We start from the raw sequence: 21,190 nt of genomic DNA on the forward strand, positions 1-21,190 counted from the left end.
GTTTCTACGAGGTCGCCGCCATTGTCTTTTTGTCCGAAAGGCTTTACCCGCCCCGTATCGCCATACCACCAGTGGGGGTAGGCGCCGTGAAAGCGGTCGGCGGTTTCGAGGAAAGAAACGATGCGTTCCATACGTGCCAGGCCTTCTTCACGGGTGACGTAGCCCCGGTGGATACCGGCAAGCACTGCCATGATGCCGAAACCGCTGCCGCCGGATGTCACTACGTTTTGGTCGTTTTCGGGATATACGCCGTCCATGTGGATGCGTTCGCGTGCCAGTCCGCTGTTGGGTTCGGCTCCGTCCCAGAAGTAATTGAAGGTCCGGTGTTGTACGGTGTCCAGCAGGGCGTCATCGCTCAATGCTCCGGATGCACCGTCGGATTTCTTTGTACCGCAGGCTCCTGCAAAGAACAACAGCAGGAGAAGCGGGATATATAGGTTTACTGATTTCATTCTGTTTTACGTGCAATGATTTATATACTGTTGGGAGAATTCTGTTTCCCTGTAAGGAAACGCCCGTTTCCTTAGGGAGAAACTCCCGTTTCCTTAGTGGGAAATTTCGGTTTCCCCTGAGGGAACTGCGCGTTTCCTTTGGCGAAACTGTCAGTATCCTCAGGCGAAACCGCGGGTTTACTTCAAGGTAATACGAGCCGTCCTGGCAGCCTGACTGCTTCCACCGATGAAAAGGTCGAAATCTCCAGGTTCGGTTACGTGGTTCAGGTCGTAATCATAGAAGCGTAGCAGCTCCGGAGTAATCTTGAAGGAAACGGTTTTGCTTTCGCCGGCGCGCAGGAAGACTTTTTCAAAGCCCTTCAATTCGCGCACGGGACGGGTGATGCTTCCTACAAGGTCGCGGATGTATAGCTGTACGACTTCGGCTCCGTCCCGTTTGCCGGTGTTGGTAACGGTGACTGCGGCGGTTATGGAACCGTCCTGTCCCATCGACGGGGTACTCAGAGCAATGTCACTGTACCGGAAAGTGGTGTAGGATAAGCCGTATCCAAAGGGATAAAGCGGCTCGTTGTCCACATCCAGGTAGTTGCTGCGGAACTTCTCGAACCATTTGCCTGCCTGTAGCGGGCGTCCGGTATTCTTGTGGTTGTAGAACAGAGGTATTTGCCCTACGTTCTTCGGGAAAGTCATCGTCAGCTTTCCGCTGGGGTTGACATCTCCGAACAATACGTCGCCGATGGCATAGGCGGCCTCGCTTCCGCCAAACCATACGTTCAGTATGGCGGGTACGTTTGCCTGCTCCCAGGTCAGCGTCAGCGGACGTCCGGTGAAGAGGGTGAGCACTACGGGCTTGCCCGTCTTCAGCAGGGCTTCCAACAGCGAGCGCTGCACGTCGGGCAGGTCGAGGTTGGTACGACTGGAGCTTTCGCCGCTCATTTCGGAAGATTCGCCGAGTGCGGCTATGATAACGTCTGCACCGGCGGCTGTTTTCAGGGCTTCGTCCAGCAGTTCCTTGTCCGTACGGTTGTCCCGGTTCAGGGAGCGGCCGAACATGGTGGCGCGTTCTTCGTAGGCGGCGTCGCCGATGAGGTTGCTGCCTTTGGCGTATGTGACGTTCACTTTGCCGGACATCATCTCTTTCAGTCCCTCATACAAGGAAGGATAGTCGTTGAGGCGGGCGGCTACGCTCCATGTGCCGGGCATATTGCTGCGTGTGTTGCCCAAGGGACCGATAACGGCTACGGTTCCTTCTTTTTTCAGCGGGAGCAGCGGCTGGGGCAGAGAGCCGGGATGTAGCCCGATGCTGTCGTTCTTCAGCAATACGAAGCTCTCGGCGGCAATGCGGCGTGCGGCGGCGCGGTGCTCTCTGGTGAAGATGTCGCGTGCGGGACGCTTCGGGTCGCAGTATTTGTAGGGATTGTCAAAGAGGCCCAGCTTGTACTTGGCTTCGAGGATGCGGCGGCAGGCCGTGTCGAGGGTCTTCATGCTTACCTTGCCCGACATGACGGACTTTTTGAGCGTGCCCACAAATCCTTCGCTCACCATATCCATATCTATCCCGGCATTGAGGGCACGGGCGGAAACTGCTTGCAGGTCGCCGATGCCATGTTCTGTCATCTCGGATATGCCGGTAAAGTCGGTCACTACAAAGCCGTTGAAGCCCCATTGCTTGCGGAGCACATCGGTCATCAGCCATTTGTTGGCTGTGGCAGGTACGCCGTCTATCTCGTTGAAGGACGCCATTACACTGCCCACACCTGCCTCTACGGCGGCCTCATAGGGGTACATATATTCGTTGAACATGCGGTTGCGGCTCATGTCTACCGTGTTGTAGTCACGGCCCGCTTCGCCTGCCCCGTAGAGGGCGAAGTGCTTGACGCAGGCAAGGATTTCATCGTTGCGCTTGAGCTGGTCGGAGAGGTTGGCTCCCTGATAACCGTATACCATCGCTTTGGCAATTGCTCCGCCAAGGAAAGGGTCTTCGCCACTGCCTTCGCTGACACGTCCCCAACGCGGGTCGCGGCTGATGTCCACCATCGGGCTGAATGTCCAGGAGATGCCGTCGGCACTGGCTTCGATGGCGGCAATACGTGCGGATTCCCGAATGGCTGCCATATCCCAGGTGCAGGAAAGCCCCAAAGGGATGGGGAAGATGGTTTCGTAACCGTGTATCACATCCATGCCGAAGAGCAGGGGAATGCCCAAACGGGAGTTTTCCACTGCCTGCTTTTGCACGTCGCGTATCTTGGCCACTCCTTTCAGGTTGAAAAGTCCGCCGACGAGCCCTTGCTCGATTTTCTTGGCTACGTCACTGCTTTTGGCTTGCCCGGTAGTGATTTCACCGGTAACGGGCAGGTTCAATTGCCCTATTTTCTCCTCTACGGTCATTCGCTTCATCAGGGCATCGATAAAGCGGTCCATGTCTTGAGGAGATTTCTGCGCTTGTATGGCAGCGGTGCCTATAAAGGCGGCTGCAAGTAGCAGACCGGTTCTTTTGAAAAACTTCTTCATAATATGTTTCTTTTAATATGTATTTTCTAATACGGTTCTTTACACATGTTTTTGCATATGCTTTTATAGATACTTTTTAAGCATGGATAATGCATATAGGTCTTTCTAAGTTAAAGCCGGAAAGGCTTTTATATATTACAGAAGATTAACATGCACCCTATAAAGGCAAAATCCTTGTGTATAAATTGTAGATAAAAAACTTTCAGCCTTAGGTGCATTATCATGCCGTATGGTACTAATCACTAACCACTAATTATCGTTAATAATCAGGATTCTGTTTCAGCACCCCGTTCGATTTGTCAATTTCTTCTTGGGGCAATGGCAGCAAGGCATTCTTGTCCTGATAGTTCTTTCCGGCAGCTTGAAGCACCTCTTTGGCAATGCCCCAGCGCACGAGGTCGTAGAAACGGTCGGGTTCCAATGCCAACTCAACGCGGCGTTCGTGGCGAATGGCATCACGCAGTGTGCTTTGGTCAGTGGACGTGACTTTGGGCAGTATGCTGCTGTCCGCACCGCGTGCATGGGCGCGGACCTGCTCCAGATAATCGATAGCCTCTCCCGGAATACCTTTCTCGTTGGCGGCTTCGGCAGCCATCAGCAATACGTCCGGGTAGCGGATAATGCGGATGTTTACCCAAAAACCGTCTTTGGTATATTTCTTACGCAGTTCGGGTTCGGTATACGCCTTTTTGTTGAAGTAAGCCCCCATAGCGGTGGATACGGGAGATTCACCGTAAGGCTTGTTGGTATTTTCCGGAGTGACAGGGTCGCTGATGCTCCGGCGGAAATAAAGCAGGGTGGCATCTTTGCGGGGGTCACCGGGCTCGAATGCCCCGCCTAACAGCGTAGTACCCATATGCCAGCCCCAACCGAGGTCCCAATCGCCTGCGCCGCGCACGCCTTGTACCTGGCAGAACTGACTTCCGATGACATCACTGTTTTTCAGGGCATCGGTCGATTCGCATTGCAGTTCGAACACGCTTTCGCCGCAGTTCTCGCCCTCAACGGTGAAGACTTTATCTACGGGTGTGTTCAGGTTGTAGAGGCCGGACTTGATGACTTCGGTGGAAGCGTCGTACATATTGTCCCAGTCGTTGCGCATCATGTAGGTACGGGCATGCAGTGAGCGGGCGGCTCCCCAGGTGATGCGTCCGGTATACTCGGAAGTCCATGTCAGCGGCAGGCATTTCTCGGCTTCGGTCAAGTCCTTGTCTATCTGTTCGTATATCTCGTTCACAGCAGCTTTGGGTACGTTGGCGTCGGATGCTTCTTCCACTTTGAACGTTACCAGCGGCACTTCTCCCCAGGCACGTACAAGGTTGAAGTAGCAGTAGGCGCGGAAGAACAGGGCTTCGCCTTTGGTACGTACATTCTCCAAATCATCCTTGTTTCCGCTGTTCTCCAGGTCGTCGAGGATTTCGTTGCACTGGTAGATGATTTTATAGTTCTGTCCCCAATAGGCACTGAGCGTACCGTTGGAGGCTGTATACTGGAAATCGTCCCACATGGCTGCCTGGTCGGCGCCGTCGCCGGCATCGCTGCCTTTTTCGGAGTCCTCGCTGCGTACCATGTGTATCATGAAGGCGGGTATTCCGGCAGTGATGTTATAGCTGCGCATCAGGTAATATACGTTGTACATCTTTCCGCCGATAAGGGCGTTGGGAGCATCGTCTTCGGTGAACTGCCCCAGCGGGTCGCGGTCGAGGAAGTCGTTGCAGGATGTCAGGGCAAAGGTGGTGAGTGTACCTGCTATCAGAGTTAGAATCTTATGTTTCAGTTTCATGATTATTATTTTTTGGTTCATCGCAGCAGACACCGGGTTGTGTGCTCTGCGGTGAATTGTTTTTAGAATGTCAGATTAAAGCCGAATGTATAAATGGCAGGCATCGGATAGCTGCCGTCGTCTACGCCGAAAGCAATGGCCGTACCGCCCAGTTCGGGAGTGTAACCGGTATTGTGTTTCCAGGTTTTCAGGTTCTGGATGTTGACGTAGAGCTTCAGGGCCTGCATACCGATTCTGGATATCAGGGTCTTGTCGAAGTTATATGCCAACTGTACGTTGCGGATGCGGAAAAAGCTGCCGTCTTCGATGTAGTACTCGGAATTCATATTGTTGATGGTATGCTTCGTGTTGAGCAAGGGTTGGGTATTGCTTGTGCCCGGTCCGTGCCAGCGGTCCATGCGTTGTTCCATGAAGTTGAACTGGCTCCAGTTGTAGTTGTCCCATGTACGGAATATCTGGTTACCGCCTTGTCCCATCATGTCGATGCCGAGCTCCCAGTTCTTATAGCTTACGCCAAGGGCGATGCCGTAAGTGACATTCGGGGTAGGGTCGCCTATCAGGGTACGGTCGGCAGTGGTGATTTCACCGTCACCGTTCACGTCCTTGAATTTCAGGTCGCCCGGAGTCACGGTGGCCAGGGTATTCTTGGGCGACCGGGCTATTTCTTCGTCCGTCTGGTACACGCCCTCTACCTTGTAACCGTAGAAGTAACCGATAGGATAGCCGGCCATTGTGTAACTCTGGCTCTTGTCGCCTGCGATAATCGAGTAACCCTCCTGTACAAGGCTCAATACCTTGTTCTTGATGGTAGTGAGGTTGAAGCCTGCGCTATAGCCCCAGTCGCCAATCCGGTCGCGCCAGTCGATGGCGAGTTCCACGCCTTTGTTCTCTATGGAACCGAGGTTGCCGATGCCCGGCACCGTGCCGGAGATGCCCGGAACTTCCGCCAGCAGGTCTTTGGTGGTTTTCTTGTAATATACACCCTCGAAGTGCAGGCGGTTGCGGAAGAAGTTGGCTTCTGCACCCGCTTCCCAGGCTTCCACCTTTTCCCAGCGGAGATGGGGATTGGGCAGGTAGGACAACTGGTAGCCCGGATAGATGGCGGACGGCTTGCCGAATACGGCGGAATAGGCATTGGTGAGCAACGGTTCGGCAGGATAGGCCTTGTCCAGATTCTGATTGCCGAGCGTACCCCACGAGCCTTTCAGCTTCAACATATCCAGCCAGGTGATGTCTTTCATGAACTCCTCTTCGGACATCAGCCAGCCTGCGCCGACGGAGTAGAAATTCTGCCACTGGTTTCCGGTGTAGGAGAATGCGGAAGAACCGTCGCGGCGGAACGAACCGTTGAACAGGTATCTGCCTTTATAGTTATAGAGCACACGTCCCAGCATGGATACGGTGCTGCGCTCCCATTGCTTGCTCTCGTTGGTGGCTGTTGCCGCATCGCCGATGCTGATGTACCACTTGTCGGGATTATCGGGGATAACCAGGCCTACGCCCTGCGTACGTTCTCCGCCCAGCATCTCCAGCTTGTTGTAATAGGTGGTGAAGCCGGCGGTGGCGGTCAGGCTGTGGTCGCCCCAGGTATTGGTGTAGGTCAGCAGGTAGTCGCTTTGTACTTTGGCTTCGGTTTCTTTGGACTGTTTCACGCCGGTCTTACCGTTGCCGAGGGTCACGACGTTGCCTTCCACGCTGCTGTCGAATACGTTGATAACAGGCGTGTAGGTGCGGCTGCTGTTGGAAGCATAGTCCATGGAGTACATTACTTTGAACTGGAAGTTCTTCAGGAAGTCCCATTGGCCGTATACATTGCCCGATGCGCGGTAGTTTTCTGCACGGGTGGTATTGGCTTTCAAGTCCACATCGACCATAGGGTTGTTCATCTGCGCTTTCTGGAAGCCGGGCAGGGTGGTGTACAAGCCGTATTCGGCATTGTATACGGGGGCTACCGGGGCTGCGCGGAGAGCTGTTGCCACACTTTTTGTATCGGCGGGCAGTATGCGTGCGCCGTTGAACTGGAAGCCTACTTTGAAGTTATCCGTAACTTTATAGTCGTTGCTTATGTTCAGTGTGACCTTGCTGTACTTCTCGTGCTTGATATTGCCTTGTTCGTAGGCATAACCGGCGCCGAGGTAGAAGCTGTGCCTGGCGGAAGCGCCCGTAATGCTGACATTGTTGTTGGTGATGAATCCGGTCTGGAAGATTTCATCCTGCCAGTCGGTATTGCCCGTCCACGGGGTGAAATCAAATTTGGGATTGCCTTCATTTCTCAACTGTTCGTTGTAGAGTTCCTTGAACCCGGCGGCGTCGACCATTGCAATCTTGTCCGTTACACGTTTGAAGCCGAACGAGCCGTTGATGTTGACACGCGTCTGTCCTTCTTTGGCTTTCTTGGTGGTGATGATGATGACACCGTTGGCGCCGCGCACGCCGAAGATGGCGAGGGACGACGGGTCTTTCAGGATTTCCATGGACTCGATGTCCTGCGGATTGAGGAAGTTGATATTGTCATTGAACAGGCCGTCTACTACATACAGCGGTTTGTAGCCGTTAATGGAGTTTGTACCGCGCACGCGTATTTCAGGGTCTGCTCCTGCCTTGCCGGAATTGATAACCTGTACGCCGGCTATCTTTCCCTGCAGGGCGGCTACCGGGTTGACTACGGGTTTGTTGGCAATCTCATCGCCTTTTATGTTGGTGATAGACCCGGTGAGGTCGCGTTTCTTGGCGCTGCCGTACCCGATGACGACCGTTTCGGCAAGCATCTGCGAATCGTCGTTCATCTGCACGTCGATAACACTCCGATTGCCTACTTTGACGGCTTGCTTTACCATGCCTACGTAGGAAAACTCCAGAGTGGCTTCGGGCGGCACTTGGATGGAATACTTTCCGTCAATGTCCGTAATGACACCGTTGGAAGTGCCTTGTTGCAGTACGGATGCTCCGATGAGCGGTTCGCCCGTAGCGTCGGTCACCGTACCGGTCACTGTCTTGTTTTGAGAGAAACCGGGAGTTGCCGTAAAGAGCAAACATGCTATCAGAAATAGATTTTTCAGCCAGAAGGCTTTCTCCATAGAATGTTTAGGTTTTTTCTTCATTGCATAAATTTTTAGTGGATAACTAACTTGATTGTCTCCTCTGAAACAATCGGAATGCAAAAAAGATTTGGGCGTTTTGTATATCTCCGGTTTTTAACATAATCCGGAAGATTTCTTCGGGCGCTTCGCAGTCCGTTCGATGATGAGGTTTGTCTCTTTGTCCTGTAATCGTAACCCGGCAATACAGTGGTGCCATGTTTTCAGTGCCTCTTCTCTTTCTCAACCAAAAGAGAACACTGAAAGAAAGAAGCAAGCCATGTCACCGAAAAGGTCACCGAAAAGGTGTCTGTTTTTTTCGTAGTGCCTTGGTATATGCAATAAAAAACCCACTAAAATTGCAGTTTTAGTGGGTTTTTGTCTATAAAAGACTGTATGTGTGTGCGGGTGATAGGACTCGAACCTACACGCCTCACGGCACCAGATCCTAAGTCTGGCGCGGCTGCCAATTACGCCACACCCGCAAGGGATTTTCCCGTTAAGCGGTGCAAAGATAAGAAGTTTTCTTGGTTTTACAAGTAAAAGTTCAAAGAAAGTTATTCGCTGACTGCCGGAGTCCATTCCCCTTTAAGGAAAGCCCGGGCTTTTTCGATGATAGTGTCTATATGCTTTGCTTCATCCGTTTCGTCCATATTGACTTTGATGTCGGGCTCTATTCCCCATTCTATCTGCTCCATGTCGGCGTTGAAATGCGGGCTGGCGGAGAAGCGTACTGTCCATCCGTTAGGCAGTTCGGAAGTGAAAGGCATGCCGGAGCCGCCACCGGTTTTGTCACCCATGATAGTGACATTGGGCAGACAGCTCATCTGATTGACGAAATCGTTGGTTGCGCTGTAGGAGCGGCGGTTGGTCAGCACTACTGTTTTCTTTTGCCAGCGTATGCTGTTGCTGGGTTCCAGTTCTATGGGGTAGGGCTCGGAGAAATCATTATGTCCCTTGCCGGTTTTGTGGCGGATATACCCGGTCAGCACTTTCTCGTTGGTGAAACGGGCGGCGATGCGTTCGGAGTTGGTTACGTTGCCACCGCCATTGTTGCGTACGTCAATGATAAGTCCGCTGCATGGGGCAAGATAGGAGAGTATCTCATCCAGGTTTCCGTTGCCTATGCCCGAAGAGAAACTCTCGTAACGCATATAGCCGATGTTGTCTTCGAATATCTTGTACTTGATACCTGCGGCAGTGCGGTAGTCGGTACTCGCCTTGCCCAGATAGAAGTCTTCCACAATGTCTTCGCGGAAGTTGCGCGGATAGTCCTGATACCAGGCATCGTAATACGAAACATTGTGGGCGGAAGCTAAGTTTACATGCCCGTCCTGCAGTTCGTTCAGCATGTTTCCCAACACTTCAAACAAGCCTTCGCTGCTCATGCTGCCGGTAATCAGCCTGCTGTATTCGTCGTGTATGGCATCCCAGTCTATCTGTTTGTATTCCAGGAAGCAGTACTGCTCGTCGATAATCTTCCAGAGGGCTTCAAAGTTTCCCTGCGGAGAATTGGCAACTTCGTCTTCGCGGATGCAACTGCCCAGCAAAGGAAGCACGGCAATCAGAACCATTATATTTTTCAGAAACCTTACCATCTTGTCATTCTTCATTTATCACTCCGCTTCTTTATTTCTTTCTCTTGTTTTTCAATAAATACAGCTCCTTCACGAATCCCACCATGAATACGTGCGAGTAGGTGTGTGTCTTTATATCGTTCACGTGTGACTGCTGCGCGTCCCATATATAAGCGAAACGCATTTTGGCACGTCCCACCGGAAAGTCTGCCGTAAGCATTTGCCGCAGTGACGGCTGGTTGTGCAATGAGGTGAATTTCACCACTCCGCTGCTGTTGCCCAACGAGAAGATTTCGTAATAGGATTGCCCGTAGTGCGGTGAGAACATAACGCCCATTAACGGCAGATTGACCTGGTAGCGCAGTGTCAGCGGATAGTTCTTTATGCGTAAGTTCCAGATGGCCATGCCCGATACGTCCAGATTGATATAGGCGCGTGCCGATGCCGGATTGTTGGTATTGCGCAGGTTGTAGACAAAACCGCCGTTCAGGTCGGCAAGACCGCCGGCGAGCAACTTGAAATTGTCTGTAATGGGGAAGTTGTAGTGCAGGCCGTAGTTCCAGTTTGCCAGTGCGGAGAATGTATTGTTGTTATCCGCTTTGTTGCGGGTATATCCCAAATCGGCCTGAAAGAAACTCTGTAGGGAGAGCCTGCCATCCATCCATCTGGTCATGCGCATGCTTTCGCGTGAGACGCGGAAATCAATACCGGTGTGTTCCTGGGGAGACAGATAAGTGTCGAATACATTCGTAAGACCTACGCCGTACATGGTGGCGCGGGTTACGAGGCGGCTCTGTTCCAAACCTTCCGCTGTGGCGGGAAGCTGTGCCTGCATGGCACTGCTGCATAACAGCAGTACCGTACAGATAACCGGTATTATCGGTTTAGGTAGTTTCATGTTCCTTGCTGTCATCATTATCGGAGAACAATTTCATTTGTCCGGTCAGCTCGTCCAGTATGTCGCTTTCACTCTTTCCGTGGTCCGGGTCCAGAATTTCGGGTTCTTCCTCATTCTTGCTTTCCGGGATTTGCGGAGTTTCCGGCTGGCGGGTAGGTTCTAACTCGTTGATAGTTTCCAGCGTATAGGTAGTCAGTCGCTTGCCTTTCGCCTTGAAACCTTTTACGGCGATAAATTCGTCTGCATCGACCACCAGCGGTTCGCGGAATTTGTCATGCCCGCCGAATACGACTTCCAGTCGGGGATAGTATTCATCGGTCAGCAGGATGAGGCGGTTATTCTTGTTTTCGCCCAGGTAGTTCTGCTTGCGGCTGCTTGCTTCAAAGCAGAATCGCTTGATGTACGGATACCCCTGCTGGTCGGCATCATAAAGGACTGCCGTCCACACCTTGTTCGGGTCATATTTCTCCAATACCCGTATATTGTCTTCGTAGTGGTTGTTCACATCGAAATTGCTGGTGTAGAACTCGCCGTTGTTCAGCACTATCAGGATTTGCTCGTCGCTTTGGAACTCACCGAGGTATTCTCCGCGGTTGTCGTAGTTGAGGCGCAGGACATCTTGGTCGAACCATACTTTCCGTCCGCCCAATGTGGAACCGCCGCGCTGCTTCAGGGCTATCTTATGAACCGGGTTACGGGTAAGTATATTACCCATGGCCTGACGTCCTTTGATGTTTATCTGGCTGAAATCTTCTTCGAAGATAATGCGGCGTATGCGCGGATTGGGCTTGAGCGTCACTTTGATGATTTCGGCCTCACCGTTGGGATTGGCTGTGAAATACACGATGCGTGAGTCGGGTGTGCCTTGTGTCACGTCGTATTCGCGGTCGCGCACTACGGAAGTCACGGCGAAACGCTTGATATAATGCGTGCCTTCTTTCCCGTCGCGGTAAACAACGTTGTAGATGGTACGTTTGTCGTTCTTCTTGAAGACATTGGCATAGAGTATGTTCTTGCCTACGAATTTCTTGTCTGCTACCGGAGTGATGATGTAACGTCCGTCGCGGAAGAAGATGATAACATCATCGAGGTCGGAGCAGTTGGCTATGAATTCATCTTTCTTCAGGCCGGTACCGATGAAACCCTCTTCGCGGTTGATGTACAGTTTCTCATTGGCTTCCACCACTTTGGTAGAGTCGATGGTGTCGAAGTTGCGTAATTCGGTACGGCGCGGGAAGGCTTTGCCGTATTTCTCTTTCAGCATGCGGAACCAGTCCACCGTATATTCCACGATATTTGCCAGGTGGCGGTCTATCTCCTCGATGTCCGCTTTCATGCGGGCAATCAGCTCTTCTGCCTTGTCGGAGTTGAACTTGAGGATACGCGCCATTTTTATCTCCATCAGCTTGAGGATATCCTCTTTGGACACCTCACGGATAAACGTGGGATAATAAGGTGTCAGACGCTCGTCGATGTGTTCGCAGGCGGCATCCATGTTCTTGGCCTGTTCAAATTCCTTATCCTTGTAGATACGTTCTTCGATGAATATTTTCTCCAGCGATGAGAAGTGCAGGCTTTCCAGTATCTCGTTCCTGCGTATTTCCAGTTCCCGGCGCAATAAGGCCAATGTATTGTCCACCGACTTCTTCAGTACATCGCTTACGGTGAGGAAGTGCGGTTTCTGCTCGTCGATGACGCAGCAGTTGGGCGAGATGCTGACTTCACAATCCGTAAAGGCGTAAAGTGCATCAATTGTCTTGTCCGATGACACGCCGGGGGCGAGATGGACTAATATCTCCACGCTTCCGGAAGTAAGGTCTTCTACTTTCTTTATCTTGATTTTTCCCTTTTCGCTTGCTTTAACGATGGAATCACAGACACTGGCCACTGTTTTCCCGTAAGGTATCTCGCGGATGACGAGTGTTTTGTTATCCACCTTTTCAATCTTGGCACGTACCCGTACGGCTCCACCGCGTTCACCGTCATTGTACTTCGATACATCAATATTGCCGCCTGTCTGGAAATCGGGATAGAGCTTGAATTCTTCCTTATGCAGGTATTTTACGGATGCGTCGCAAAGTTCATTGAAGTTATGCGGTAATATTTTGGAAGAAAGCCCCACGGCAATACCTTCCACACCCTGTGCCAGCAGCAAGGGGAATTTGACGGGCAGCGTCACCGGTTCCTTGTTTCGTCCGTCGTACGACAGTTTCCATTCGGTTGTTTTGGGGTTGAATACTACATCGAGTGCAAATTTGGAAAGGCGCGCTTCGATGTAACGGGGGGCGGCTGCGCTGTCTCCTGTAAGAATATTCCCCCAGTTTCCCTGGCAGTCGATGAGCAAATCCTTCTGGCCGAGTTGCACCAGTGCGTCACCGATGCTGGCATCACCGTGCGGGTGAAACTGCATGGTGTGTCCCACGATGTTTGCCACCTTGTTATAGCGTCCGTCTTCCATGCGCCGCATGGAGTGCAGGATACGCCGTTGCACGGGTTTCAGTCCGTCCATGATGTGGGGTACGGCACGTTCCAGGATTACGTACGAGGCATAATCCAGGAACCAGTTCTGATACATGCCGCTCAGTTGGTGCTTGACGTTTGCATCATTGGTATCCGCAGGTTTATAATCCGAATGCCCTTCGCTCCCCTTCGGGAGTTCTTTATCCAAATCATCTTTTGTTCCTTCAAAGTCTTCGCTCATATTTGTTCGGGAGTTGTCTATTCATGAATAACCGCCGGTTGGGCAGTTGCAGGCAAAAATACGAAATTTATCGGGAAAACAGGCAAATTGCATTAAAAAAGGAGCAAGGAAGTCGTTTCTGATTTTCTTTATTCGCAATAAAAGTTTATCTTTACAGCCGGTTTGGTATGTACGACACCCGGGTGTTGAACATACTGACACCCGGATGTCGGACATACTGAGACCCGGGTGTCGGATGTGCTGACACCCGGGTGTCGTACATGTTTATAATACTAACGTGAAAAATTAATGGTACTGTCATGACTATACCCTATCTGGTAAGAAAGAAAGCGGACTTATCGTCCGGCAAGAGGAAGGAACAATGGTACGCCGTTCAGAAGAAATTGCAGGAACGCGGCGGAGTGGATTTAACGAAACTGGCGGAACTGCTGTCCAAGCGCAGCCATTTTCCACAGGGGATGATTATGGGTATCCTGTCGGAATTGGGAGATACGATTGAGGATATTCTCAGCATGGGACAGTCGGTGACCATTCCCAACCTGGGGACGTTCCAGACCGCTCTTACCAGCCCCGGGTTTGACCGCCCGGAACAGGTGATGCCCGGCAAGGTGAAGCTCTCACGCGTGTATTTTGTGGCAGACCGCGGGCTGACTGCACGTTTGAAAGAGGTACAACCGTTTAGGATACCTTTCAGTCTGTATGTTCCCGAAAGTCAGTTGACGCCTGCAATGCGGCGGGCGGACAAGAATCAAAAGACGGGCGAAGAATAAGATAAATTAATACCCCCGTTGCCCTACATATAAGATAAATCCCTATCTTTGTGGCGCTTTTTAACTGAACAAAGATTTCAAATTAATTAAGATACAATAAAAAATGGCACAGGAAGACGTTTTTAAGAAACTCGTATCACACTGCAAGGAATACGGATTCGTGTTCCCTTCCAGCGACATCTATGACGGACTGGGAGCCGTATACGATTACGGTCAGATGGGTGTGGAACTGAAAAATAACATCAAACAATACTGGTGGCAGAGCATGGTGCTGCTGCACGAAAACATCGTAGGCATCGACTCGGCTATCTTTATGCACCCTACAATCTGGAAAGCAAGCGGACACGTGGATGCGTTCAACGACCCCTTGATTGATAACCGCGACTCGAAGAAGCGTTATCGTGCCGATGTATTGATTGAAGACCAGCTCGCCAAGTATGACGACAAGATAAACAAGGAAGTGGCGAAGGCGGCCAAGCGTTTCGGTGAGGCTTTCGATGAAGCGCAGTTCCGCAGCACGAACGCCCGCGTACTGGAGCATCAGGCCAAGCGCGACGCTTTGCACGAACGTTTTGCCAAAGCGTTGAACGACAACAATCTTGAAGAGCTTCGCCAGATAATCCTGGACGAAGAAATCGTTTGCCCTATCAGCGGTACGAAGAACTGGACGGAAGTCCGCCAGTTCAACCTGATGTTCACTACCGAAATGGGTTCCACTTCGGAAGGTGCGATGAAGGTTTACCTCCGTCCGGAAACGGCTCAGGGTATTTTTGTGAACTATCTGAACGTGCAGAAGACAGGACGTATGAAGATTCCTTTCGGCATCGCACAAATCGGTAAGGCTTTCCGTAACGAAATCGTTGCGCGCCAGTTCATCTTCCGTATGCGCGAGTTCGAGCAGATGGAAATGCAGTTCTTCGTAAAACCGGGCACTGAGCTCGACTGGTTCAAGACTTGGAAGGAAACCCGTTTGAAATGGCATAAGGCGCTGGGATTCGGCGACGACCATTACCGCTATCACGACCACGACAAACTGGCCCACTATGCAAATGCCGCTACCGACATCGAGTTCCTGATGCCGTTCGGCTTTAAGGAAGTAGAGGGTATCCATAGCCGCACCAACTTCGATTTGTCCCAGCACGAGAAATTCTCCGGCAAGAACATCAAGTACTTTGACCCGGAAACCAATGAAAGCTATACTCCGTACGTTATCGAAACCTCTATCGGCGTAGACCGTATGTTCCTTAGTATCATGTCGGCTTCTTATTGTGAGGAGCAACTGGAGAACGGAGAAACCCGCGTGGTGCTGAAATTGCCTGCTGCGCTGGCTCCGGTGAAACTGGCGGTTATGCCGCTGGTGAAGAAGGACGGTCTGCCCGAGAAGGCTCGTGAGATTATCAACGACCTGAAGTTCCACTTCCATTGCCAGTACGACGAGAAAGACAGCATCGGCAAGCGCTACCGCCGTCAGGACGCTATCGGTACGCCATACTGTGTAACCGTAGACCACCAGACGCTGGAAGATAACTGCGTAACGCTGCGCAACCGCGATACGATGCAGCAGGAGCGTGTGGCTATCTCCGAACTGAACAATATCATTGCAGACCGCGTAAGCATTACGTCTTTGCTGAAAACGCTGCAATAAGATAAAATGTATTTTGTTTGTCCCTGCCGTTCAGAGCGTAGCGAAAAAGCTGTGCCCTGAATGCCGGGAGACAAATGCCGAATAATAGTAATCCCGTAATTTATAATCAGATGAAGAGACCGTTCCTTTTGTTTTTACCCTTCTTGCTGTTCATAGCAGGTGCGTTTGTGGCTTGCGAAGAAGTGGAGGAGGCCGGAAAATATGATAACTGGGTACCGCGTAATGAAGCTTTTATTGATTCCATAAAAGGTAAGACCGGCGATAATATCGTGGCTTCGCTTGAAGATGCCGAAAAGATGGAGATTGGCACGTTGTATGCCATATCTGTGCCGACCAGCGGTACCGGGGTCAATGGTACTTTACGTCCTCAGTATGTGTATTGCAAGAAGTTGTGGAAAACAGATAGCGGGGCATACCCGTTGTTCACGGAAAAGGTAAGCGTTTTCTATCGTGGTACTTTCATTACTGGAGAAGAGTTCGATGGCAATTTTGACGGTTTCGGAGCGACAGACCGCGAAATTCCGTTGCCTTTATCAGATCCCTTGTCCGAAAACTCTCCCGAATCCAAATGGCCTACGGCGTTTAATTCTCCTTCCGAATTTGTGGTATCCAAAGTTATTGCAGGCTGGACATGGGCTTTGCAATATATGCGGGTCGGTGAGCGTTGGATGCTGTATATTCCCTGGCAGAGCGGATATGGTGCAAGCGGTAGTTCATCCGGTGATATTCCCGGTTATACGTCATTGACCTTTGATGTATGTTTGGAAGGAATTGCAGACTGATTGATTGGATATAAAAAACAGAAAAGGTGGTAAAGTTTGTTCTTTATCACCTTTTTCCGTTTATATGCGTGTCATGTGTCTTTTCTAAATCTTTTTCCTGAGGGCTTTCGCCCATATTTTATAGCCTTCTTCTTTCAGGTGTAATCCGTCTGTTGTCAAATCGGCACGTAATACATTGCTTCCTTTCTCGGTGAATAAAGGGAAGAGATTAATGTACGTCAGGCCCTTTTCTTTGGCAAGTGCTTCCAGTTGTTTGTTGATTTCGGGTATCATATTTGTCTTGCCTGCCAGTCTTTTATAACGGCCGAAACTTTCGTTGATAGGAAGCAGGCTTTGCAGGTAAAGCCTGGTGTCGGGAGACTCTTTCCGGATGCGCTCTACCGTCATGCGAATCATACCGGCGATGCTGTCGGCTGTCAGGTCGTGCGAAACATCGTTTACGCCAATAAGCAGGAATAGTTTGGCAGGTTGTCCTGGCAATATCTGGTGCAGGCGGTCGTACACACCCATTACCTCATCGCCGATGATGCCGCGGTTGCGTACGTGCTTGTTGCCAAGGCGGGCGGCCCAGTCACCACCGTTTTCCGTCAGGCTGTTGCCCAGCATGACTATATCTTTGCTGCCGATGGCTGGTTCGTCCATGAACTGGAGAAAACGTTTGTAATAATGGTCCGTATATGTGCGCGGAGCGGGATACAGAGAGGCTGCCACTGCGTTGGCTACCAGTGAACGCAGGCGTACCACGCTGTGTCCGTCTTCCGGATGCACGGCGTTAGTCAGCAGGATTACGGACGTGTCATTGTCGGGGTCGATTACGACAGATGTACCGGTGTAACCCGTATGCCCGTAGGTATTCGGACCGAAGAAATCGCCGGCATTGGATGCGTAGGGGCTACATACATCCCAACCCGGGGAGCGACCCAGATCTGCTGTAGCACGGGGTACGGTGCGCATGGTCTTTACGCCTTGCGGGCTGAGAATGCGATGTCCGTTCCACTCTCCGCCATTTTGCAGGGCGGCGCAAAGTATGGCAATATCTTCGGCGCAGGAGAATACGCCTGCATTGCCGCTGATGCCGCCGTTGAGAATGCGTGCAAGCGGGTCGTGTACCTGTCCGCAAAGAACCTGTCCGTCGGGTTGTTTCTCTGTTGGAGCAATGTTCTCCGGTAGAGGAACGGTATTTATCCACTTGCCGTTCTTGTCGCGTAGGCAAGGGAGATAATCGGTATGCTTCATACCCAGTACGTCGAAGACGTTTTCACGGGCAAAGTCGCGCAAGGATTGTTCGCTGACGGCCTCTATGATGTGTTGCAGGGTGATGAAGTTTAGGCAACTGTACTGAAAGCCGGTTTGCGGCTTGAAATCGCGTTTGCATCCGGCGATGTACTCCATCAGCCCTGCCGGGTTGGGAGAACCGTATTTCTGTTCCAGCTCCGCAGCCGAGGCATAAGGCGGGAGTCCGGAACTGTGTGTCAGCAAATCGGCTATGCGGATTACCTTTTTGTCTTTTCCGTCTTCGCTCTCCCAGTCCTTGAAGTCGGGGATGTAGCGGCTTACAGGGTCGAGCAGGCGTATTTTTCCGCGTTCTGCCAGAATCATGGTGCATACGGCTGTGGATATGGACTTGCTGCAGGATGCCATATCGAAAACGGTATTTACGGTCATAGGTTCCGTGTCCGGATAAATCCGTTTGTTGCCGTATGCCTTCAGATAGGCCATTTTACCGTTACGTACCACTGCAAGTACGGCGCCGGGAATCTCTTTGCCGGCGATGGCCGTTTCAATGGCTTCATCGGCATACATCAGTTTGCGGGAATCCAGTCCCGCCTGTTCGGGAGCTACCCGCTGCAAAGGCTGTGCGGTGGCTGCCTGCAGACCGAACAGAAGTACAAGGATACTGGTAAGTGTTTTCATATCTTGTTTGCTATAAGTGGATTTTCGGACAGAAGAACCGGGAACATAAACAGTGCGGAAGGTGCCGCATGCGGCAAGGCAGAGTCTGTTCTTCCGTTCTTTTGTTCTTCTGTCTGAAAACCGGGTGAGATCTCTGTGTGCTCTGTAGTGAATCTGCCAATTGTCATTCCCTGGCCCGGTAAGCGTCTGCCGCTTTCTTCACCGAGCCGTGCATCAGCAGGAGCGCCTTGGCTTTTCCGTAGTCAAGCCCCAGTTCCTCGACCAGCATACGCGTGCCACGATCCACCAGTTTCTTGTTGCTGAGCTGCATATTCACCATCTTGTTGCCTTTCACACGACCCAACTGTATCATTACGGAAGTGGTAATCATATTCAGAATCATCTTCTGTCCTGTACCCGACTTCATGCGCGAGCTTCCCGTAACGTATTCAGGCCCTACAATCATCTCGATAGGTACATCGGATTCCGCAGCCATTGGCGAATCGGGATTGCTGGTGATGCAAGCAGTCAGGATGCCATGCTCGCGGGCTTCGTGCAGCGCACCGATAACGTAGGGGGTTGTGCCGGATGCCGCTATGCCGATAACCGTATCCTTGTCCGTAATATTGCGTTCCACCAGCTCTTCCCAGCCGCGTTGCATGTCGTCTTCCGCATTTTCCACGGGATTACGCAGGGCGGTGTCTCCGCCGGCTATCAGGCCGATAATCAAGGTAGGCGGCATGCCGAATGTCGGTGGTATTTCGGAGGCGTCGAGTACGCCAAGGCGGCCGCTTGTGCCGGCGCCCATATAGAAAATGCGTCCGCCCTGTTTCATGCGGGGTACGATTTGTGTCACTAATTTCTCTATTTGCGGTATTGCCTTTTGTACGGCAAGCGCCACTTTCTGGTCTTCCCTGTTGATGTCTTCCAGTATTTCACGGACAGACTTCTTTTCCAAGTCGTTGTAGAGCGAAGGTTGCTCTGAGATTTTTACAAACATAAGGCTATTTACGAGTTTACGGTTTACTATTTGCGATTACTTGTGATATTCTATCAGACCTTCCATCGGGCTCTTGATGACCGTACCCAGCCGGATACCCATTTCGCTGGCAGCTTCGGCCAATATCGTCTTGTAATAGAAAGCCACGGAGCCGATAAAGTGTACCTTGCTTTCACGGTAGTTTTCGTACTGCATCACGTTACGTTTGAGGAATGCCTTGAAGCTGTCCGATACCAGTGTGCGTATGCAGGGTTCGTCCAGGTTCTGTGCAAGGAATGGAGAGAGGCTTGCCAGAAAACGGTTGGGGAACGGCTTGCGGTATACACGGTCGATGATATCGGCGGGTGTCAGGTTGAACTGCGTGAGGAACTTCTCCTTCAGTTCGGGGGTCATCTGGTTTTTCAGAATATCGCCCACCAGCAGCTTGCCCAATACGGCGCCGCTGCCTTCATCTCCGAGGATGAATCCCAGTGGAGATACGTTGGATACAATCTGCTTGCCGTCATAGTAGCATGAGTTGGAGCCTGTACCCATGATGCAGGCAATGCCGGCATCGTGCTGGCAAAGTCCGCGGGCTGCCGCCAGCATATCTGTGTTTACTTCCACTTCTCCCTTTACCCGGAGATGCTTGGTGATGGCACGGTGAACCATGGCTATCTTGTCGGGAAATCCGCATCCCGCACCGTAGAAATATACAGCATCCAATGCATCGGTCGTTAACCGGGGCAACAGTGCTGTCGCAATCTCATTACTGATTTCCTCTTCCGATTGAAAGAAAGGGTTGGTTCCTTTCGTAAATATCTGCCGGATGAGTTGTCCGTTCTCTACAACACACCAGTCGGTCTTTGTAGAGCCACTGTCTGCTATTAGAATCATATTATTACTTGTTTTGAGTTTATCCGATTATAGTTTGATATAAATCTTCCGTTTATAGAGTTGGTAGCCGATGCACCAGTTGATGCCGACGAACAGCAACGCATACGCCAGCGAACCGCCGGTTTCGCCGAATACGGGCATTAACAGCACTTTGTACAGAAATCCGTGTATGCTGATGCTACCTTCGCCCCACGGGAAGCAGATGCTGCCGAAGAGAATGCCGAGCACACCGCCCAGCACATACATGAATAAAGGATTGACACCGAACGACTCGAAGAAGAGGCTCCATTTCTTATAGCCTTTCACGTCGATAATCCAGATGAGCAGCGCCAGGAAGCTGGAAGCCAATCCGCAGGTAGCCAGTACGAAGGTAGGCGACCATATTTTCTTGTTGATGGGGCATCCGTAACTCAGCAGGAAGCCGGCGAATGTAAGGATGGTACCGGCTAAAAACAGTTTGATAAGATGCGAGTTCAGCATACTTTCACGGTTTTCATCAGCCTTGCCTCCTTCGAGCATCATACGGCCTACGCAGAAGCCCAACAGTACATGGGCTATGGCAGGGATGGTGCTTAGTAAGCCCTCCGGGTCGATGCCGTTATCCTTGTACATATGTGCGGGGGTAAGGATGGCACGGTCTACAACAGAAAGGATGTTCGTATCGTTGTAGGCAAATCCATTGCCACAAACCAACAGGATGAAGTAGCCTGTCAGTAGGGTAGCAATGAGATAGGGGATGTTGCGGTGCTTCATGGTCAGCGCAATGATAGCGGTAGCACCGTAGCAGAGGGCCAGACGCTGCATGACACCCAGGATACGGATGCGGTCGAATGTCCATGCGGCTTCCCACAATTGGGCGCCGAAGCCGATGCCCTCCGTGGGAGAAGTCCAGTAATAACAGAACCTCGAGAACCAGCCGATACCCATACCAATAAGGAAGATGAGTATGGTACGTTTCAGAATCTTCATGCCGGCGGCACGGCTGAATTCGAAATTATACTTTTTCAGAGAGATGTATGTGGAAATTCCCATGATGAACATGAAGAACGGAAATACAAGGTCGGTGGGGGTAAGACCGTTCCATTCCGCATGACGCAGGGGGGCATAGATATGCGCCCATGTACCGGGGTTGTTAACCATAATCATGCCTGCAATGGTGACACCGCGAAGGATGTCGAGGGCAAGGATGCGCTTGTTTGTTTTTACTGTACTACTCATGATTTTT

Annotated in this window: 13 protein-coding genes, 1 tRNA gene and 1 pseudogene; 3 read left to right on the forward strand and 12 right to left on the reverse strand. The window is 51.4% G+C overall.

The features are described 5' to 3' along the window. The 8 genes and pseudogenes from AB5903_RS08120 to AB5903_RS08155 all read right to left on the reverse strand — a co-directional run. A pseudogene (locus AB5903_RS08120) lies at positions 1–452 on the reverse strand (beta-glucosidase); the annotation flags it as partial. A gap of 177 nt (positions 453–629) precedes the next feature. Next, positions 630–2,963 (reverse strand): beta-glucosidase BglX, encoded by a 2,334-nt coding sequence (bglX, locus tag AB5903_RS08125; RefSeq protein WP_368117756.1) that lies wholly within the window; start codon positions 2,961–2,963, stop codon positions 630–632. Positions 2,964–3,222: 259 nt separating this feature from the next. After that, entirely contained in the window at positions 3,223–4,746 is a 1,524-nt protein-coding gene (locus tag AB5903_RS08130; RefSeq protein WP_117901905.1) for a RagB/SusD family nutrient uptake outer membrane protein, read from the reverse strand. Between the two features lie 62 nt (positions 4,747–4,808). Next, positions 4,809–7,847 carry a SusC/RagA family TonB-linked outer membrane protein gene (locus tag AB5903_RS08135; protein WP_368117757.1) on the reverse strand — a complete coding sequence of 1,013 codons (3,039 nt, stop codon included), beginning with the start codon at positions 7,845–7,847 and terminating at the stop codon, positions 4,809–4,811. A 379-nt stretch (positions 7,848–8,226) separates the two neighbouring features. After that, positions 8,227–8,308 (reverse strand) — tRNA-Leu (locus tag AB5903_RS08140). A gap of 72 nt (positions 8,309–8,380) precedes the next feature. Beyond that, positions 8,381–9,436 (reverse strand): S41 family peptidase, encoded by a 1,056-nt coding sequence (locus AB5903_RS08145; RefSeq protein ID WP_368117758.1) that lies wholly within the window; start codon positions 9,434–9,436, stop codon positions 8,381–8,383. A gap of 16 nt (positions 9,437–9,452) precedes the next feature. Further along, positions 9,453–10,298, reverse strand: a complete 846-nt coding sequence (locus AB5903_RS08150; RefSeq protein ID WP_368117759.1) for a DUF3316 domain-containing protein — start codon at positions 10,296–10,298, stop codon at positions 9,453–9,455. Continuing rightward, on the reverse strand, positions 10,285–12,999 hold the full coding sequence (locus tag AB5903_RS08155) for a DNA gyrase/topoisomerase IV subunit A (protein ID WP_117858008.1): 2,715 nt from the start codon (positions 12,997–12,999) through the stop codon (positions 10,285–10,287). Before AB5903_RS08155 ends, AB5903_RS08150 begins: the two co-directional genes overlap by 14 nt. A gap of 299 nt (positions 13,000–13,298) precedes the next feature. Here AB5903_RS08155 and AB5903_RS08160 point away from each other — a divergent pair, with 299 nt between their 5' ends. The 3 genes from AB5903_RS08160 (at position 13,299) to AB5903_RS08170 (ending at position 16,196) form a co-directional block, all read left to right on the forward strand. Continuing rightward, positions 13,299–13,769 (forward strand): HU family DNA-binding protein, encoded by a 471-nt coding sequence (locus AB5903_RS08160; protein WP_005656180.1) that lies wholly within the window; start codon positions 13,299–13,301, stop codon positions 13,767–13,769. Between the two features lie 103 nt (positions 13,770–13,872). After that, positions 13,873–15,414 carry a glycine--tRNA ligase gene (locus tag AB5903_RS08165; RefSeq protein WP_005656181.1) on the forward strand — a complete coding sequence of 514 codons (1,542 nt, stop codon included), beginning with the start codon at positions 13,873–13,875 and terminating at the stop codon, positions 15,412–15,414. 110 nt (positions 15,415–15,524) lie between these two features. Further along, positions 15,525–16,196 carry an FKBP-type peptidyl-prolyl cis-trans isomerase gene (locus AB5903_RS08170; RefSeq protein WP_016661119.1) on the forward strand — a complete coding sequence of 224 codons (672 nt, stop codon included), beginning with the start codon at positions 15,525–15,527 and terminating at the stop codon, positions 16,194–16,196. Positions 16,197–16,280: 84 nt separating this feature from the next. Here the strand turns inward: AB5903_RS08170 and AB5903_RS08175 are convergent, their stop codons facing one another. The 4 genes from AB5903_RS08175 to AB5903_RS08190 form a co-directional block, all read right to left on the reverse strand. Continuing rightward, positions 16,281–18,110: a serine hydrolase gene (locus tag AB5903_RS08175; protein WP_005656184.1), complete on the reverse strand. Its 1,830-nt coding sequence runs from the start codon at positions 18,108–18,110 to the stop codon at positions 16,281–16,283. Between the two features lie 163 nt (positions 18,111–18,273). Beyond that, positions 18,274–19,089, reverse strand: coding sequence for an N-acetylmuramic acid 6-phosphate etherase (gene murQ / locus AB5903_RS08180; protein ID WP_016661120.1), 816 nt, complete (start codon positions 19,087–19,089; stop codon positions 18,274–18,276). 36 nt (positions 19,090–19,125) lie between these two features. Next, positions 19,126–19,965 (reverse strand): BadF/BadG/BcrA/BcrD ATPase family protein, encoded by an 840-nt coding sequence (locus AB5903_RS08185; RefSeq protein WP_005656190.1) that lies wholly within the window; start codon positions 19,963–19,965, stop codon positions 19,126–19,128. A 27-nt stretch (positions 19,966–19,992) separates the two neighbouring features. After that, positions 19,993–21,183 carry an acyltransferase family protein gene (locus AB5903_RS08190; protein ID WP_016661121.1) on the reverse strand — a complete coding sequence of 397 codons (1,191 nt, stop codon included), beginning with the start codon at positions 21,181–21,183 and terminating at the stop codon, positions 19,993–19,995. Positions 21,184–21,190 lie beyond the last annotated feature (7 nt).

The organism is Bacteroides sp. 2201st1_D9_2201SCRN_220225, assembly GCF_040928965.1.
Classification (GTDB): domain Bacteria; phylum Bacteroidota; class Bacteroidia; order Bacteroidales; family Bacteroidaceae; genus Bacteroides; species Bacteroides stercoris.

Excerpts from the sequence above, each read along its gene's own strand:
- bglX (WP_368117756.1), bottom strand. The coding sequence starts at position 2,963 with ATGAAGAAGTTTTTCAAAAGAACCGGTCTGCTACTTGCAGCCGCCTTT.
- AB5903_RS08130 (WP_117901905.1), bottom strand. The coding sequence starts at position 4,746 with ATGAAACTGAAACATAAGATTCTAACTCTGATAGCAGGTACACTCACC.
- AB5903_RS08135 (WP_368117757.1), bottom strand. The coding sequence starts at position 7,847 with ATGAAGAAAAAACCTAAACATTCTATGGAGAAAGCCTTCTGGCTGAAA.
- AB5903_RS08145 (WP_368117758.1), bottom strand. The coding sequence starts at position 9,436 with ATGAAGAATGACAAGATGGTAAGGTTTCTGAAAAATATAATGGTTCTG.
- AB5903_RS08150 (WP_368117759.1), bottom strand. The coding sequence starts at position 10,298 with ATGAAACTACCTAAACCGATAATACCGGTTATCTGTACGGTACTGCTG.
- AB5903_RS08155 (WP_117858008.1), bottom strand. The coding sequence starts at position 12,999 with ATGAGCGAAGACTTTGAAGGAACAAAAGATGATTTGGATAAAGAACTC.
- AB5903_RS08160 (WP_005656180.1), top strand. The coding sequence starts at position 13,299 with ATGACTATACCCTATCTGGTAAGAAAGAAAGCGGACTTATCGTCCGGC.
- AB5903_RS08165 (WP_005656181.1), top strand. The coding sequence starts at position 13,873 with ATGGCACAGGAAGACGTTTTTAAGAAACTCGTATCACACTGCAAGGAA.
- AB5903_RS08170 (WP_016661119.1), top strand. The coding sequence starts at position 15,525 with ATGAAGAGACCGTTCCTTTTGTTTTTACCCTTCTTGCTGTTCATAGCA.
- AB5903_RS08175 (WP_005656184.1), bottom strand. The coding sequence starts at position 18,110 with ATGAAAACACTTACCAGTATCCTTGTACTTCTGTTCGGTCTGCAGGCA.
- murQ (WP_016661120.1), bottom strand. The coding sequence starts at position 19,089 with ATGTTTGTAAAAATCTCAGAGCAACCTTCGCTCTACAACGACTTGGAA.
- AB5903_RS08185 (WP_005656190.1), bottom strand. The coding sequence starts at position 19,965 with ATGATTCTAATAGCAGACAGTGGCTCTACAAAGACCGACTGGTGTGTT.
- AB5903_RS08190 (WP_016661121.1), bottom strand. The coding sequence starts at position 21,183 with ATGAGTAGTACAGTAAAAACAAACAAGCGCATCCTTGCCCTCGACATC.